The sequence below is a fragment of the Herbaspirillum sp. C9C3 genome, from assembly GCF_013359625.1.
In the GTDB taxonomy this organism is placed as follows: Bacteria; Pseudomonadota; Gammaproteobacteria; order Burkholderiales; family Burkholderiaceae_D; genus Herbaspirillum.
The window spans coordinates 265,379-280,485 of sequence record NZ_JABFMQ010000003.1; the positions used below are offsets into that span (position 1 = coordinate 265,379).

Below are 15,107 nucleotides of genomic sequence, written 5' to 3' on the forward strand. Positions count from 1 at the left end.
CCAGCCCCATGACACGCCAACGACTCAGCCGCGAGCAAAGCCGTGAGCAGACCCGGGAACGTCTGCTGGAGGCGGCGCACGCGATGTTCATGCAGAAGGGATATGCGCAGGCCAGCGTGGAAGATATCAGCACCGCAGCGGGCTATTCGCGCGGTGCCTTCTATTCCAACTTCGATGACAAGGAGCAGCTCTTCTTCGAGCTGTTGCGCCGCGAAGGGGAAAGCATCGACCGGGGTTTCGAGCGCATCCTCGGCGGCGGTCTGACCGATCCGCATGCCCTGCGCGACGCTCTGGCCGTGCAGTACTCGGCACTGTACCGCGATGACAAGTGCAGCCTGCTGTGGATGGAGGCGCGCATCATCGCGCTGCGCGACGAGAAATTCCGTGCCCAATTGGACAGCTTCCTGGAGCAGCGCTACGTTCAGATCACCCGCTTTGTCGAAGCCTATTGCCACCTGACCGGTACCGCCCCGGCCGCACCGCCGCGCGAGATCGCCATCGGCCTGATGGCCTTGTGCGAGGGCGTCAGTTTTTCCTACCGCTGCGTGCCGCACATCGTTGACGGCAAGACGGCCGAGTCGGTGCTGGCGTGGTTTCTGAAGGCGTCCATTGCAGTGGCCGCTCCCGCAGATCAGCCGCCCGCCGCGGAAATCAAAAAGGCGGCGCGCAAACCCGCCGCCGCCCGCAAGAGAACCCTGCCTGCTGCCTGAGAGTGGCTATCCACCGGTTTTCAGCGGGGCGGCCAACCACTGTGCAATCTGCGGCCAGGCCTCGGCCAGTGTACGCCCCCCCATGAACAGACCGATGTGCCCGCCCGGCACCACCCGCTGCGTGATGTGCGCAGAGGATGTACCGACCAGTTGCGCCGCATTGAGCACCTGCTCGGGCGTGGTGATGTCATCCCGCTCGCCCGCCAGCAGGTAGAGCGGACAGGTAATGTCGCGCAGGTCCAGCATCTTGCCCAGCGCAACGAACTGCCCGCGCGCCAGCAGGTTGTCCTTGAAGATCTGGCGAATGGCCTGGAGATACCAGCGTCCCGGCAGATCGATCGGGGTTTCGTACCAGGCGGCGAAGGTCTCGCGCTTGGCCAGGTAGACCGGATCATCGATATGCTGGAACAGGTCCACGTGTTCGGTGAAGTAGTGCTCGTCGGGGTGCATGTTCTTCCAGCCCTGCAGCATGAAGCTGCCGCGCATGAGCCCACCGCCGGTACGTACCAGGTCCTCGTAGAAGCGGATCGGCGTGCGCTCCACCATCTGCTTCAACGGCCCCTCGCCGGCACCGGCATCAATGGGTGAGCCGGCCAGCACCAGACGTTGCACCTTGTGCGGGAACCGCGCGGCTATCATGGCCGAGATCCAGCCGCCCTGGCACAGTCCGACCAGATTGGCGCGCCCGCCCAGTTCATCGATGAGCACACAGAGGTCAGCCAGATAGTTGTCGATCTCCAGGTCCTTCATGTCCTCGCTGGCACTATGCCAGTCGGTCAGAAAGACATGCGGCACACCATGGTCGAGCAGGGTTTCGACCAGGCTCTGGCCCGGATAATAATCGGCAATCACCGAGGTATGGCCGGCATACGGCGCCACCACCAGCGTGGGGACGGCGTGGGCGCCACTGGCCTTGCCATATTCGCGCAGGGTCAGGGTACGCAGCTTCAGGCGCACCTGATGAGCGGTGGCCATCTGCGGATGGTGGATGGCGTGCAGCTTGGCTTCTTCTTCCAGAAAGCGCAGCTGCTTGTCCACCACATCCTGACCCTGGCGAAACACTGCGCTGGCCAGCATCATCGGCCAGAACAGCGGAACGCAGCCAGGGCCGCAGCCCTCTGCAGTCTCGGCAACGAGCGGCGCATGGCCGGTGTGTGAGGTCGTCATGATGTACTCCCGTGTATGAGTCTTGCCGCATCGTCGGCAATGACCTGTTCTTCATCGGTCGGAATGACCAGCACGCGCACGCGGCTGGCCGGGTGGCTGATACATTCCTGGTGCTTTTCATTGGCGCTCTCGTCGAGCTGCACGCCCAGCCAGTCCAGACGCGCACAGATGGCCGCGCGCATGCGCGCGTCGTGTTCGCCGATACCGGCGGTAAAGACCAGGGCATCCATGCCGCGCAGGGTAGCAGCCAGGCGGGCGGCCTCGCCGGCGCAGCGCAGGGCGAACAGTTCCAGCGCCTCGCGCGCAGGCGCCGCCTGACTCTGCTGGAGGGTGCGTACATCGGCGCTCACACCGGATACCCCCAGCAGGCCGGAGCGGTGATACAGCAAGTCTTCCAGCGCCGCCGGTGTCATCCCCTGCTGCAGCAGATACAGCAGCACGCCAGCATCGAGCGCACCGCAACGCGTGCCCATCGGCACGCCGTCCAGGGTCGAGAAGCCGGTACTGGCATCAACGCTGCGGCCGTTCTGGATACCGCACAGACTGGCGCCGTTGCCGAGGTGCGCGACCACCACATTGCCGTGGGCCTCGGGCAGTTGGCGGCGCCGCAGTTCGGCCGCAATGTAGCTGTAGGAGAGGCCGTGGAAGCCATAACGCAGCACGCCTTGCTCGTGCAGCTCGCGCGGCAGTGCAAAGCGGCGCGCCAGCGCATCCTGGTCGGCATGGAAGGCCGTATCGAAGGACGCGCTCTGCGGCAGTCCCGGCCGCAGTCGCGCGACGGCGCGGATCAGGCGCAGATTCTGCGGTTGGTGCAGCGGTGCCAGGGGCGCCAGGGCTTGCAGCTCCGCTTCGATGCGTTCATCGAGCAGCACCGATTGCGCCAGGTGCAGGCCGCCATGCACCACCCGATGACCGACCGCGCACAATGCTCCCTGATCGTGACCGACTTCGAGCTGGTGCAGCACCTGCTCCAGTACCTTGTCCATGGATGCCACGGGATCGGCATCGATGGCTACGGTCGATGTGGCGCCTTCGATCTCCAGACGCAGCCGCAAGGGCGAGAGATGCAGATCCAGCTGTCCGTGGCCGATCTTGCCGGCGCGCGGACCATCGAGGCGGAACACGCCCAGCTTGATCGTGGACGAGCCGGCATTGAAGGTCAGCAACCAGCGATTCATGAGCGTTCCTTGCCGACCGCGCACAGCTTGCTGCGCGAGGCGAACAGACGGGCCAGCGCCGAGGAGGCCAGGCGCACTCGCAAGCTGTCAGCACGGCTGGTCAGGATCACCGGCACGCGCGCGCCCAGCACCAGTCCGGCAGCCTCGGCCTGGGACAAATAGATCAACTGCTTGGCCAGCATGTTGCCCGCTTCGAGATCGGGCACCAGCAGGATATCGGCGCTACCCGCCACCGGCGAGGCGATCTGCTTGATGCTGGCCGATTGCAGACTGATGGCGTTGTCAAAGGCCAGCGGGCCATCGACCACCGCGCCGGTGATCTGGTGGCGCGTGGCCATCACGGTCAGGGCGGCCGCATCCAGGGTGGAAGGCATGGCCGGATTGACCGTCTCCACGGCTGCCAGCACCGCTACGTGCGGACGCGGCACACCCATCACGTGCAGCAGATCGATGGCGTTCTGGCAGATGTCGCGCTTGTGGGCCAGCGTGGGGGTGATGTTGATGGCGGCATCGGTGATGATGAGGGGCTTGGCGTAGGTGGGAATGGCCATGGCATAGACATGGCTGATGCGACGTTCGGTGCGCAGACCAGCGCCCGGCGCCACCACCGCTGCGAGCAGTTCGTCGCTGTGCAGGCTGCCCTTCATGAGTGCAGCCACGCGCCCTTGTACGGCCAGCTCGACGGCGCGGGCTGCGGCCGCATGACTGTGTTCGGTGCACTCGATCTGCAAGCCCGTCAGCGACAGCCCGGCCTGCTCGGCGATACGTCGTATTCTGACTTCGGGCCCGACCAGCAACGGTTCCAGCAGACCTTCCTGGTGCGCCTCCAGCGCGCCCTGCAAGGCCTCGGCAGAACAGGGGTGGACCACGGCCACCCGCATCGGCTGCGCGCCCAGGGCATCGCGGATGAGTTGACCGTAGCGCTCGGCAGGCGTGGCCTGCGTCGGTGGAAACATGGCGTCCTCCTGAAGGGGTGGCATGAGGCAGGACGCGCTCATGCGGGCTTGCTGTGTCGCAGCATATCCCCAGGCGGAGGTGAGTTCAATTGCGGCACTGCCCGCAAGGGGGTCAGAGAGCACAAAGCTTGATCTGCTTCAACTTTGTCAGACCGCATGCAGCCATGCTGGCGCGTTCAGACCTGGGCCAGTGCCAGCACGTGTCGGCGCGCCATCTCGGCCGGCATCGGTTCGGCAAAGTAATGTCCCTGCATCGCGTGACAGTGCATGGATTGCAGGACCTGCATGTCTTGCTCGCTCTCCACGCCTTCGGCCACCACCTGGAAACCGAACGATGCCGCCAGTTGCAGCACCGCAGAAACCAGGGCCTGGTTCTCGGTCTGGTCGGCCAGGCCGGTGACGAAGCTGCGGTCGATCTTCACGCGCGAGACGTGCATCTGACGCAGGAAGCCCAGCGAGGAATAGCCCACGCCGAAGTCGTCGATGGCGATGCTCACGCCCTGCAGCGCCAGCGCCGTCAGGGTCTGTGTGGCCGCCTGAAGGTCGAGCGCGGTCTCTTCGGTGATCTCGATTTCCAGCATGTGCGCTGGCAGGTTCTGCTGTTTCAGGGTGGCCGCCACCAGGTCCTCGATGACGATGCGCTCCATTTCACGCGGCGAGATATTCATCGACACGCGCAAGTCACTGCGACCAGTGTCCTGCATGAACGCAATCATGCGCGCCACTTCGTTCATGATGAAGCGCAGCAGTTCCTCCGACAGCCCCGCCAGCGCTGCAATCTCGATCAGGTCAGGCGGTGCGATCGGGCCATGGCGGCGATGGGTCCAGCGCACCAGGGCCTCGAAACCGTCCAGGGCACGCCCGTCCTCGCAAACGATGGGCTGGAACCACACCTGCAGTTCGCCATCGGCCAGCGCCTGGGCCAGATCGCGCTCGACATCGCGCTTCATCTGCAGATGCGCATCCAGCGCCGCGTTGAAGACCTGATACTGATTGCGGCCACGGCGCTTGGCCTCATACATGGCGGCATCCGAACAGACCAGCATCTCGTTGATATCATCGCCGCGCGAGAGGTAGATCCCCACGCTCAGGCCGATGTGGCGATGGGCCAGTCGTGCGAACGGCTGGCGGATCGCCGTGATGAGGCGCTGCGCCAGCTGCTCCGGCGACTCTGCCCGGGCGGTCAGCGGGTAGAGAATCACGAATTCGTCACCCGCCAGGCGCGCCAGCGTCGCGCTCTCGGGCAGACAGGACTGCAGGCGCCGTGCCACTTCGATGAGCACCTGGTCCCCCGCCTCATGGCCATAGGCGTCGTTGATGACCTTGAAACCATCCAGGTCAAGGAACATCAGGCACTGTCGGTGCGGCTGACGCGCCAGCACCTGCGCGGCGACCCGCATGAAGCCGGCGCGGTCCAGCAGGCCGGTCAGCAGATCGTGTTCGGCCTGGTACTGCATGCGCGCGGCAAACTGGCGCAGGTCTTCATGGGCCACGGCCAGGGCCTGGTTGGCGGTGGTGGCCTCATTCTTGAGGGCGCAGGCGCGCGCAAACATGCGCTCGCCCACGCGGGCGCCGCGAATCAGGCCGGCCAGGTAGATCACGGCCGTCGCGGCCAGCGCCAGCCGGGTCGGATTGCGATTGAAGACGGACAGGCAGAAGATCACCGACAACAGCGGCGGCGTGATGAAGCTGATGGGGATGCGGGCAAAGGCGAAGCCGTGGGTGACGGCACCGGCCGTGATGCCGCACACGCAGGTGAGATAGAAAAGCGTTTCGGGCGTGGTGTAGCCCTCGCTCAGCCAGGGCATGCCGGCCCAGGCGAAGCCGGAGACCAGCGCCAGGATCCAGTGCAGGCGCAGGTTCAATTCCACCACGTCGCCTTGGCCGAGGATCGCGCCGCGCGGCTGCATCCACGGCACCAGTTGCGCCACGCGCTGCGGTGAGAGGCGGCACAGCGGGATACGCACCAGGTTGACCAGCGTGGCGCAGGCCAGCCACGCCAGGGCGATCCAGAGCTTGCCGGAATGCCAGGCGACGAAAGTCGAGATGGCGCTCAGCACGAAAGCCACCGGGATCGACAGCATGACCGTGTGGCGGGCCGCCGTCAGTTGGTCCGCGCGAATCAGTTCTCGCAATGCAGGCCGGGACGCTTGGTCGCCGACGCCGGTTTCTGTCTTCAGTTCGCTCACATCTCCATCCCGTCATGCCCGGCTGCGCTGCCCGCCGAAAGGCGTGGCAGGATCGGAGGCGTCCCTGTCCCGAGGGAGCCCGCAGCGGCTGCGGGGTATTATCCAATGAATAAGAAGAATTCTTGTCAAAACAATGGGGCCATTGAGATGTATCAACGAGTTGTTGGCGCGAAAGAGACAAGCTGCGACCTTGCTGATCCCCTTTCACAACCTGGAGAAACTGCATGGCCCAAGACAACGGCAACTGGTTATCGGCCGAACAGGCCGTCATGCCCGATGGCAGCGAACGTCAGGACTTACCCCTGATTCACAAAAAACTGCCGCAACTCTCGCCGCAACAAGGTACCGAGGGAGCCGCCACGGCTGCGCCCGACGCAGCGCCGCAAAGCTCGGCGGGAGGCGCTGCGACGCCCTGAGTTTCACAACAGCAACAAATCCTTCGGAAGCATCTGAGGAGGCAGCCCGCCGGAAGGCTAAAATGGAGCCGTATCTATTGCGCGGCAAACTGGCGCTGCTTCTGTCATGGCTCTCGATCCCTCCACTCTGCTCATCCTCACCATCGCGCTGGCGGCGTCGGCTTCGCTCTATCTGGCCATCGAATGGAACAGCGTCAGAGAACGCTCGCTGCTGCTATGGAGCAGCGGTTTTGCCATCATCACCATCGGCTCCTTCCTGGCGCTGTTGCGCTCGCGGGGCTATCTGCTGGTCGGTATCTGGTTCGCCAACGGCTTGCTGATCGCCGCGCACGCCTGCTTCCTGGCGGGCGTGGCCTGGTTCACGCGATCCCGCGTTTCACGCGGCTGGTGGCTCATCGCGCTGCTGTGGGTGCTGATGCTGTTGCTGCCTGCGCATGCCTGGTGGTCACGCGTGATGCTGGGCCTGCAATCGCTGATGATCGCCGCCCTCACCTTGCGCGCCAGCTTGCTGCTCCGGCCCCATGGTGCCTCGCTCAGCGTAGGTGCGGTGCAGCTGCGCTTCGTCCTGCTGATCCACGGCTTGTTCTACGTGGCCAAGGCGGTCTGGGCGCTGGCATTGGGTGCTTTTGTGGATCTGGCGGCCTTTGGCGGCGTGCTGATCCAGGTCTCGCTGGTGGAGGGCTCGATGGCGGTGATGCTGATCGCATTGTCGATGACCGGCACCGAGCGTCATCGCCGCGAAGAGCACATGGGCCAACTGGCCGCGCGCGATCCCCTGACCGGACTGCTGAACCGGCGGGCGCTGCTGGCACGGGCTCCGGCGCTGCTGGCGCAAGCCAGCCAGGCGCATCCGGGCGCGCTGCTGCTCATCGACATCGACAACTTCAAGCAGGTCAACGACCTGCACGGTCATGCCGCCGGTGACAAGCTGCTGGAAGCCCTGAGCACCCTGCTGCGCGAGGTGCTGCCCGAGGATGCGCTGGCCGCTCGGCTGGGTGGGGATGAGTTCGTGATCGTGTTGCGGGATGTTCGCCCGGAGCAAGTGGCGCATCTGGGAGAACAACTGCGGGAAGCCTTCGCCCACGTGGCGCGCAAGGGGGTGCCCACGCCTGATGCGGTGAGCCTGAGCGTGGGCGTCAGTCTCTACTCGACGCCGGCACTGGCGTTGGAAAGCTTGCTGGCAATGGCCGATGCGGCGCTGTATGACGCCAAGCGCGCGGGCCGCAATCGACTCGTCGTGAACCCGGCAAACTTCACTGCAGCCAGTCCTTGAGTCGATACCAGGCACCGACCAGGGGCAGGAACCAGGGCTTGCCCAGGTGACCGGGAATGGCAGGCCAGTCCAGATCTTTCCACGGATTGAGGTCTGCCCTGCCTTCCATGACCTCGGCCATCAAGGTCCCCATGAGGCTGGCCATGTGGGTGCCATGCCCGCTGTAGCCCATTGCGTAGAACAACCCATCGCGCTGGCCGGCACGCGGCAGGCGGTCGACCGTCATGTCGACCATGCCGCCCCAGCAGTAATCGATGCGTACCGACCCCAGTTGCGGAAAGACGTTCAGCATCTGGGTTCGGAGGATCTCGCCGCTCCTGGCATCGGACTGCGGATTGGAAACCGCGAAGCGCGCGCGTCCGCCGAAGAGCAGGCGATTGTCCGGTGTCACCCGGAAATAATTGACGAAATTCCTGGTATCCGTGTACATGCGCCGTGTCGGCAGCAATTGGTCCAGCAATGCAGTCGGCAAGGGTTCCGTGACGATCAGGAAAGCGCCGACGGGGACAATGCGGCGGCGTATCCAGCCGAACGGTCCGACCTGGGAAATGCCGCTGGCCAGCAGCACCTGGCCGGCGCGCAGACTGCCCGTCGGCGTCCGTACCTGATAATGGCCACCTTGCGCCTTCAGGCCGAGCACGGGCGTATGTTCGAGGTAGATCGCACCGCGCCGCTGGGCGGCATGGGCCAGGCCGCGCACATAGCGGCCCACGTGCATGCCGGCGCTTTTTTCCATCAGCAGGCCGCCGTAGTAGCGATCGCTGCCCAGCTCCTTGCTCAGCTCGGACCGGCTGAGCAGACGCGTGTCGGGATCCACGTTGGCTGCCAGCAGGGCCTGGCTGCGCGCCAGCTTGTCGACGTGCTCGGGCTTGGCCGCCAGCTTGAGCTTGCCGTAACGGGCAAAACTGCAGTCGATGGATTCCTCGCGCACCAGCCGTTCCACGGTATCGACACCGGCATCGAAGGCTCGATAGAGCCGGTTGGCCCATTCCGTTCCCAGACGCTGTGACAGCGCGGCGTAGTCCTGCGCGAAGCCGTTGTTGCACATGCCACCGTTGCGTCCGGAAGCGGCGCCGCCGACGATACCGGCTTCACACACCACCACCCTGGCGCCCTTGCGCGCCAGTGCCAGCGCCGCAGCCGAACCGGTGATGCCGCCACCGACGACCAGCACGTCGCAGCCATCGTCGGGCAAGGTGGTGTGGGTGGTAATGAAGGGAGGGGAGGTGTCCAGCCAGTACGACGTCAGTTGCATCGGGGGCTCCATCGGAGGTGGGTAGCCTGAGCGGGGATGAACCATGGCCAGACCACAACAGGAGGGACCGATTATGGCGCTGCTGACCTGCAAGGGGATTAATGCTCATTGAACGCAGCATTAAGCCTGGATTAATGCTCGCGATGGCCTTGCGGTCTGCGCAGCAACGGCGCGACGGACAGGATGATGCCTCCTGCAAATTAAGAAAATCAACAAAAAATACTTAACATCAACTAACATATTGCCATTCGGCAATGCAGGCATTCCGACGGAGCTGCCACTGGGGATGAAGGGGTCTCAAGATGCCTTGCCGACTGATAGCGAAGACGCCACACAACGGTCCAATCCAGACAGGGGAAAACCAAGATGAAACCTGAACGCTGCGCCCCATGGGTGCGTACAGTCCTGCTCGCCAGTATCGTCCTGACGGCCTTGCCAGCCTCGGCGCAGATCGCCGAGCAGACGATGCGGGAATTCACAGGCTGCGATAGCCGCTTCTTCAGCGTCCTGGCGCAGGATGCTGCTGCAAGTCAGGCATTTTCGACACTGCAACGACAAGGTGAGATCGCCTGGATAAAGGTGCAGGACCGCAAAACGGCGCCTGCCAACCAGATCGATTTCACGGTCCCCGTCACCGTAGGCAGCATGAAGCTGCTGGGGTATTTCGACGAGATCACCGATCTCAAGGAAATGGGACGCTATTACTACTGGGGATTCATCGTCGACGGCACGGTTGAAGAGGTCATGACCAAATTGCGTCCGATGATCAAAGACGCCGGTCGTCTGCAGCGCGTCGAAACGGACTACGCCCGCACGGAATTGAAAACGGGAAGCGGCGATTGGCGTGCCATCAATACTGCTGCCAGCAGCGTCCCTCGGAAAAACACGATCGAGCGCGCCTTCATCGTCGAAAGCATGGAAAACAACAAACTTGCCACGCGCGTTTCATGCTCGCTGCAAGGCTCGGTTACTGCCACGGTTCTGCAGAAAGAACGCCCCGACCTCAGCCCGACTGAATTGCCGGATTCGTGACCGGACAAAGAATTCCCGGCACCCACCGCGCCCCCCAAAAATGCGCTCCCCAGAACATCCGGGGAGAGACAACCGCCGATGAGGTAGGCAAGATCGTTCCCGCCTACTCGGAAGCCAAGGTGAACAAGACGGTGGAATTGATGCAAGGGTCCATCATGCCCATCGACGAGGTCGGTCGCATGTGTTCGGTGACCTCCGGTGCCGATAGCCTGATGAAGGTGCAGGTATTCTTCGACTGATCTTCCTGGCGGTGCCGTGGTAGCGCCCATCTTGATGGCGGCTGCACGGCAACATTCGCAGGAAACGGCATTGGCTTCAGCCAAATTGCCTGAAATCCGGCTTGCGCTTCTCGAAGAAAGCGGTGAAGGCTTCCTTGGCCTCCGGTGCCGTGAGCATGCGCGAGAAGTGCTCGATCTCGGCCACCATCTGCTGTTCGGTCGCTATCACCCGGTTTTTTTTCATCAACTGCTTGGTTACCCGGATCGACGCTGCCGGCAGCGCCGCCAGCTTGTCCACTTGCTGCTGCGCATAGGGCAGCAACTCTTCCAGCGGCAGTACGCGATTGACCATGCCCATCTGGCAGGCTTCGTCTGCGCCGAAGGCTTCGCCCAGCAAGAGTTTTTCGGCGGCGCGCTGGTAACCGGCGATATGCGGCAACAGCAGAGAGGAAGCGGCCTCCGGGCACAAACCCAGTTGCGTGAAGGGCATCGAGAATTTGGCATTGTCGGCGGCATACACCAGATCGCAATGCAGCAGCAGCGTGGTACCGATACCCACGGCCACGCCCGAGACGGCAGCCACGATAGGCTTGCTGGCATGGCTGATCTGCCACAGGAACTGGAATACCGGTGCATCCTGGGTCTTGGGCGGATTCTTCAGGAAGTCTTCCAGGTCATTGCCGGCCGAAAAGGATTTGGGCTTGCCGGTGAAGAGGATGACCCGCACCGCGTTGTCGGTCTCGGCTTCCTTCAGGGCATCGGCCAGTTGCTGGTACATGGCGGCGGTGATGGCGTTCTTCTTGTCTTCGCGGTCGAAGTGGATGGTCAGGATGCCATCGGCCTTGGTGAGCTGGATATCCATCTGCACAGGTCTCCTTGAATGTTATAAATGATTTATAAGGTTCATGAAAAAAGCCGCACGGCATGCGCAGTGCGGCTTTTGCATCAGGCCTTGCGGGCGCGGATCAGACGCGTTCGAAAATGCCCGCGGCACCCATGCCGGTACCCACGCACATGGTCACCATGCCGTACTTCAGGTTCTTGCGGCGCAGTGCATGGATGGTGGTGGCAGCACGGATGGCACCGGTGGCGCCCAGCGGGTGGCCCAAAGCAATCGCGCCACCCATGGGGTTGACCTTGCTCGGGTCGAGGCCCAGGTCGCCGATGACGGCCAATGCTTGCGCAGCGAAGGCTTCGTTCAGTTCGATCCAGTCGATCTGGTCCTGGGTCAGGCCACCGGCCTTGAGAGCCGCAGGAATCGCTTCCTTCGGACCGATGCCCATGATTTCCGGAGGCACGCCGCGCACGGCGAAGGAGACGAAGCGCGCCAGCGGGGTCAGGTTGAATTGCTTCAAGATCTTTTCCGAGACGATGATCAGCGCACCTGCGCCATCGGAGGTCTGCGAGCTGTTGCCCGCAGTGACGCTGCCCTTGGCGGCGAAGACGGGCTTGAGCTTGGCCAGCGCGGCCAGGTTGGAATCGGCACGCGGACCTTCGTCCAGGGCGACGGTCCGGGTCTTGATGTCGATCTCGCCGGTGGCGAGATTAGGGAAGCGCTCGACGATCTCGACCGAGGTCATCTCGTCAGCAAATTCACCGGCCTGCTGGGCGGCGATGGCCTTCTGGTGCGAGGCCAGCGAGAACTCGTCCTGGGCTTCACGCGAGACCTTCCACTGCTGCGCCACCTTCTCGGCGGTCAGGCCCATGCCATAGGCCATGCCAACGTTCTCATCCTTGAAGGCATTGATGTTGATGGAAGGATGGAAGCCCATCATCGGCACCATCGACATCGATTCAGCACCGGCCGCGATCATCACATCGGCCTCGCCGACGCGGATGCGGTCGGCGGCCATGGCGATGGCGGTGATGCCGGAGGCGCAGTAGCGGTTGATGGTGACACCGCCGATGGTATTGGGCAGGCCGGCCAGCAGCACGGCATTGCGCGCCATGTTGAGGCCCTGTGCACCTTCGGGGAAGGAGCAGCCAACGATGGCGTCCTCGATCAGCTTGGGGTCCAGGCCCGGCACTTGTGCGACGGCGGACTGGATGGCACGCACCAGCAGGTCATCCGGGCGGGTGTTCTTGAACATGCCACGCGGCGCCTTGCCGATGGGGGTGCGGGTGGCGGCGACGATGTAGGCGTCTTGCAGTTGTTTGCTCATTACCAAATCTCCTTGGACTCTCCCTCCCCTTCAGGGGGGAGAGAGGTTTCATTAATTGCGCACAGGCTTGCCGGTTTGCATCATGCCCATGATGCGTTCCTGGGTCTTGGGGTGGTTGAGCAGCTCCATGAAGAACTTGCGCTCGATGTCGAGCAGCCATTGTTCATTGACGATGCTGCCTTCTTCCACCTCGCCACCGGCGACGGTCTCGGCGATCATCTTGCCCAGCTTGAAGTCGTGGGCCGAGATGAAACCGCCATCACGCATGTTGACCAGCTGCGCCATGATGGTGGCCAGACCGTTGCGGCCGATCACCGGCACCTGCGGCGGCAGCTGCGGACGGTAGCCGGCGTCGAACAGCGCACGCGCCTCGACCTTGGCCACGTGCAGCAATTCATAGGGGTTGAAGACGATCACGTCGTCCTCGCGCAGGTAGCCCAGCTTGCGCGCTTCCAGTGCGGACTTGGAGACGTTGGCAGTGGCTGCCGCCAGCATGTATTCCTTCAGGAACTGCAGGATGTCGTTGCCCTTGGCTTCGCGGGCAGCGCGCACGGCGGCTTCCTTGAGGCCGCCCCCGGCAGGGATCAGGCCCACGCCCACTTCCACCAGGCCGATATAGGACTCGATGGAGACCACGCGCTTGGCGGTATGCAGCAGCAATTCGCAGCCACCGCCCAGGGCCAGGCCGGCCACCGCGGCGATCACCGGCACGCTGGCGTACTTCAGGCGCTGGTGCGCCTGCTGCAGCTGGTGCACCACCGGCTCGATGGCCTTGACGCCACCGGACATGAACAGCGGCAGCATCGATTGCAGGTCGGCGCCGGCCGAGAAGGCGCCGCCTTCGGCTGAATCCGGATGCCAGATCACCAGGCCCTTGAAGTTCTGTTCGGCTTCGGTGACGGCCTTGTTCATGCCATCGATCACGCCCTGGCCGATCACGTGCATCTTGGTCTTGAAGGACAGGATCAGCACATCGTCATTCTGGTGCCAGATGCGTACCGATTCGTCTTCGAAGAAGGTGGTGCCGGCGCTCTTGCCATCGGCTGCACCCTCGCCCACCAGCGGGGCACGGAAGGCTTGGCGCTGATAAACCGGCAGTTCGGAACGGGCCACGTCAGCCTTCTTGGAGGGCGACCAGGAACCCTTCTCCGAATGCACGCCGTCACGGCCATCGAAGACCCAGTCGGGCAGCGGTGCGCTCGACAGTGCCTTGCCTGCATCGATGTCTTCCTTGACCCATTGCGCGATCTGCTTCCAGCCGGCGGCTTGCCAGGTCTCGAAGGGACCGACGCTCCAGCCGAAGCCCCAGCGCATGGCGAAGTCGAGGTCGCGTGCGTTGTCGGCCACCGATTCCAGGTGCACGGCGATGTAGTGGAAGGCATCGCGGAAGATGGCCCACAGGAACTGGCCTTGCGGATTGGTCGAATCATGCAGCGCCTTCATGCGCTTGACCGGATCCTTTTCCTTGAGGATGCGGGCGATGATGTCATCGGCCTTGGCACCGCCCGGGACGTAATCGCCCTTGGCCGGATCGATGCGCAGAATATCCTTGCCCACCTTCTTGTAGAAACCGGCACCGCTCTTCTGGCCCAGTGCGCCCTGCTCGACCAGCTTGGCCAGCAGCGGCGGGGTGGCATAGGAGGAGAAGAAGGGATCATCCTTCAGGTTGTCCTGCATGGTCCTGATGACGTGGCCCATGGTATCCAGGCCCACCACGTCGGCGGTGCGGAAGGTACCGGACTTGGCACGGCCCAGCTTGGCACCGGTCAGGTCATCGACCACATCAACCGAGAGACCATACTTCTCGGCTTCGATGATGGTGGCCAGGATGCCGAACACGCCCACGCGGTTGGCCACGAAGTTGGGGGTGTCGAAGGCTCGCACCACGCCCTTGCCCAGCGTCGTGGTGAGGAAGGCTTCGAGCTGGTCGAGGATGTGCGGTTCGGTCGATTGGGTCGGGATCAGTTCGACCAGGTGCATGTAGCGCGGCGGGTTGAAGAAGTGCACGCCGCAGAAGCGCGCCTTCAGGCCGGCATCGAAACCTTCGGAGAGGGCATTGATCGACAGGCCCGAGGTATTGGAGGCGAAGATGGCCTTGGGGCCGATGTGCGGGGCGACCTTCTTGTAGAGGTCATGCTTCCAGTCCATGCGCTCGGCGATGGCTTCGATGATGAGGTCGCAGCCTTCCAGCACGGCCAGGTCATCCTCGTAGTTGGCGACCTGGATCAGGGCCGCGTCATCCTTGTTGCCCAGCGGTGCGGGGCTGAGCTTCTTGAGGTTCTCGATGGCGCGTTGCACGATGCCGTTCTTCGGGCCTTCCTTGGCCGGCAGGTCGAACAGCACGACCGGCACGCGGGCATTGATGCAGTGGGCGGCAATCTGCGCCCCCATGACGCCCGCGCCGAGCACGGCCACTTTTTTGACGATGAAATTGGACACGCAAATCTCCTTTGCTGGTGCTGCAAACATGAAACATGAATTCGGGCCTGGCAAGGTGCTGCGCCGCTGGGACGAGCAACTACTGTACGCTCTTTGTCCCTTGCAAGGCGGC

General features: G+C 63.5%; 13 protein-coding genes. 5 read left to right on the top strand and 8 right to left on the bottom strand.

Translation table 11 applies throughout. The features are described 5' to 3' along the window. Positions 1 to 8 precede the first annotated feature (8 nt). A complete protein-coding gene (locus tag HNO82_RS05180) occupies positions 9 to 710 on the top strand; it encodes a TetR/AcrR family transcriptional regulator (protein ID WP_175342968.1) in 702 nt (233 codons plus the stop codon). Positions 711 to 716: 6 nt separating this feature from the next. Here the strand turns inward: HNO82_RS05180 and HNO82_RS05185 are convergent, their stop codons facing one another. The 4 genes from HNO82_RS05185 to HNO82_RS05200 form a co-directional block, all read right to left on the bottom strand. Beyond that, on the bottom strand, positions 717 to 1,790 hold the full coding sequence (locus tag HNO82_RS05185) for an alpha/beta fold hydrolase (RefSeq protein ID WP_217509815.1): 1,074 nt from the start codon (positions 1,788 to 1,790) through the stop codon (positions 717 to 719). Between the two features lie 83 nt (positions 1,791 to 1,873). Further along, the gene (locus HNO82_RS05190) at positions 1,874 to 3,055 is read right to left on the bottom strand and encodes an acetate/propionate family kinase (protein WP_008334374.1); all 1,182 of its coding nucleotides are present in this window, start codon (positions 3,053 to 3,055) and stop codon (positions 1,874 to 1,876) included. After that, positions 3,052 to 4,011 (bottom strand): bifunctional enoyl-CoA hydratase/phosphate acetyltransferase, encoded by a 960-nt coding sequence (locus tag HNO82_RS05195; protein ID WP_008334373.1) that lies wholly within the window; start codon positions 4,009 to 4,011, stop codon positions 3,052 to 3,054. Before HNO82_RS05195 ends, HNO82_RS05190 begins: the two co-directional genes overlap by 4 nt. Before the next feature lie 176 nt (positions 4,012 to 4,187). Beyond that, a complete protein-coding gene (locus tag HNO82_RS05200; RefSeq protein WP_008334371.1) occupies positions 4,188 to 6,200 on the bottom strand; it encodes a putative bifunctional diguanylate cyclase/phosphodiesterase in 2,013 nt (670 codons plus the stop codon). A gap of 224 nt (positions 6,201 to 6,424) precedes the next feature. Here HNO82_RS05200 and HNO82_RS05205 point away from each other — a divergent pair, with 224 nt between their 5' ends. Together HNO82_RS05205 and HNO82_RS05210 are read left to right on the top strand one after the other, a co-directional pair. Then, complete coding sequence (locus HNO82_RS05205; protein WP_008334369.1) at positions 6,425 to 6,616, top strand: hypothetical protein; 192 nt, start codon at positions 6,425 to 6,427, stop codon at positions 6,614 to 6,616. Between the two features lie 106 nt (positions 6,617 to 6,722). Further along, positions 6,723 to 7,889 carry a GGDEF domain-containing protein gene (locus HNO82_RS05210; RefSeq protein WP_175342969.1) on the top strand — a complete coding sequence of 389 codons (1,167 nt, stop codon included), beginning with the start codon at positions 6,723 to 6,725 and terminating at the stop codon, positions 7,887 to 7,889. Here HNO82_RS05210 and HNO82_RS05215 read toward each other — a convergent pair. Further along, the gene (locus tag HNO82_RS05215; protein WP_008334366.1) at positions 7,870 to 9,144 is read right to left on the bottom strand and encodes an NAD(P)/FAD-dependent oxidoreductase; all 1,275 of its coding nucleotides are present in this window, start codon (positions 9,142 to 9,144) and stop codon (positions 7,870 to 7,872) included. The genes HNO82_RS05210 and HNO82_RS05215 overlap by 20 nt on opposite strands. A 366-nt stretch (positions 9,145 to 9,510) precedes the next feature. Between HNO82_RS05215 and HNO82_RS05220 the strand changes: the two genes are divergently transcribed. Together HNO82_RS05220 and HNO82_RS05225 are read left to right on the top strand one after the other, a co-directional pair. After that, positions 9,511 to 10,176, top strand: coding sequence for a hypothetical protein (locus HNO82_RS05220; protein WP_175342970.1), 666 nt, complete (start codon positions 9,511 to 9,513; stop codon positions 10,174 to 10,176). Then, on the top strand, positions 10,173 to 10,415 hold the full coding sequence (locus tag HNO82_RS05225) for a hypothetical protein (RefSeq protein WP_175342971.1): 243 nt from the start codon (positions 10,173 to 10,175) through the stop codon (positions 10,413 to 10,415). Before HNO82_RS05220 ends, HNO82_RS05225 begins: the two co-directional genes overlap by 4 nt. A 76-nt stretch (positions 10,416 to 10,491) precedes the next feature. Here the strand turns inward: HNO82_RS05225 and HNO82_RS05230 are convergent, their stop codons facing one another. From HNO82_RS05230 to HNO82_RS05240, 3 genes are all read right to left on the bottom strand, one after another. Beyond that, a complete protein-coding gene (locus HNO82_RS05230) occupies positions 10,492 to 11,256 on the bottom strand; it encodes an enoyl-CoA hydratase (RefSeq protein ID WP_175342972.1) in 765 nt (254 codons plus the stop codon). 103 nt (positions 11,257 to 11,359) lie between these two features. Continuing rightward, the gene (locus HNO82_RS05235) at positions 11,360 to 12,556 is read right to left on the bottom strand and encodes an acetyl-CoA C-acyltransferase (RefSeq protein ID WP_008334355.1); all 1,197 of its coding nucleotides are present in this window, start codon (positions 12,554 to 12,556) and stop codon (positions 11,360 to 11,362) included. 51 nt (positions 12,557 to 12,607) lie between these two features. Continuing rightward, positions 12,608 to 14,995, bottom strand: coding sequence for a 3-hydroxyacyl-CoA dehydrogenase/enoyl-CoA hydratase family protein (locus HNO82_RS05240; RefSeq protein ID WP_175342973.1), 2,388 nt, complete (start codon positions 14,993 to 14,995; stop codon positions 12,608 to 12,610). Positions 14,996 to 15,107 lie beyond the last annotated feature (112 nt).

Bases quoted from the DNA above. Each gene is read 5' to 3' on its own strand.
- HNO82_RS05205 (WP_008334369.1), top strand. From the start codon at position 6,425: ATGGCCCAAGACAACGGCAACTGGTTATCGGCCGAACAGGCCGTCATG.
- HNO82_RS05235 (WP_008334355.1), bottom strand. From the start codon at position 12,556: ATGAGCAAACAACTGCAAGACGCCTACATCGTCGCCGCCACCCGCACC.
- HNO82_RS05185 (WP_217509815.1), bottom strand. From the start codon at position 1,790: ATGATGCTGGCCAGCGCAGTGTTTCGCCAGGGTCAGGATGTGGTGGAC.
- HNO82_RS05230 (WP_175342972.1), bottom strand. From the start codon at position 11,256: ATGGATATCCAGCTCACCAAGGCCGATGGCATCCTGACCATCCACTTC.
- HNO82_RS05190 (WP_008334374.1), bottom strand. From the start codon at position 3,055: ATGAATCGCTGGTTGCTGACCTTCAATGCCGGCTCGTCCACGATCAAG.
- HNO82_RS05195 (WP_008334373.1), bottom strand. From the start codon at position 4,011: ATGTTTCCACCGACGCAGGCCACGCCTGCCGAGCGCTACGGTCAACTC.
- HNO82_RS05220 (WP_175342970.1), top strand. From the start codon at position 9,511: ATGAAACCTGAACGCTGCGCCCCATGGGTGCGTACAGTCCTGCTCGCC.
- HNO82_RS05210 (WP_175342969.1), top strand. From the start codon at position 6,723: ATGGCTCTCGATCCCTCCACTCTGCTCATCCTCACCATCGCGCTGGCG.
- HNO82_RS05180 (WP_175342968.1), top strand. From the start codon at position 9: ATGACACGCCAACGACTCAGCCGCGAGCAAAGCCGTGAGCAGACCCGG.
- HNO82_RS05215 (WP_008334366.1), bottom strand. From the start codon at position 9,144: ATGCAACTGACGTCGTACTGGCTGGACACCTCCCCTCCCTTCATTACC.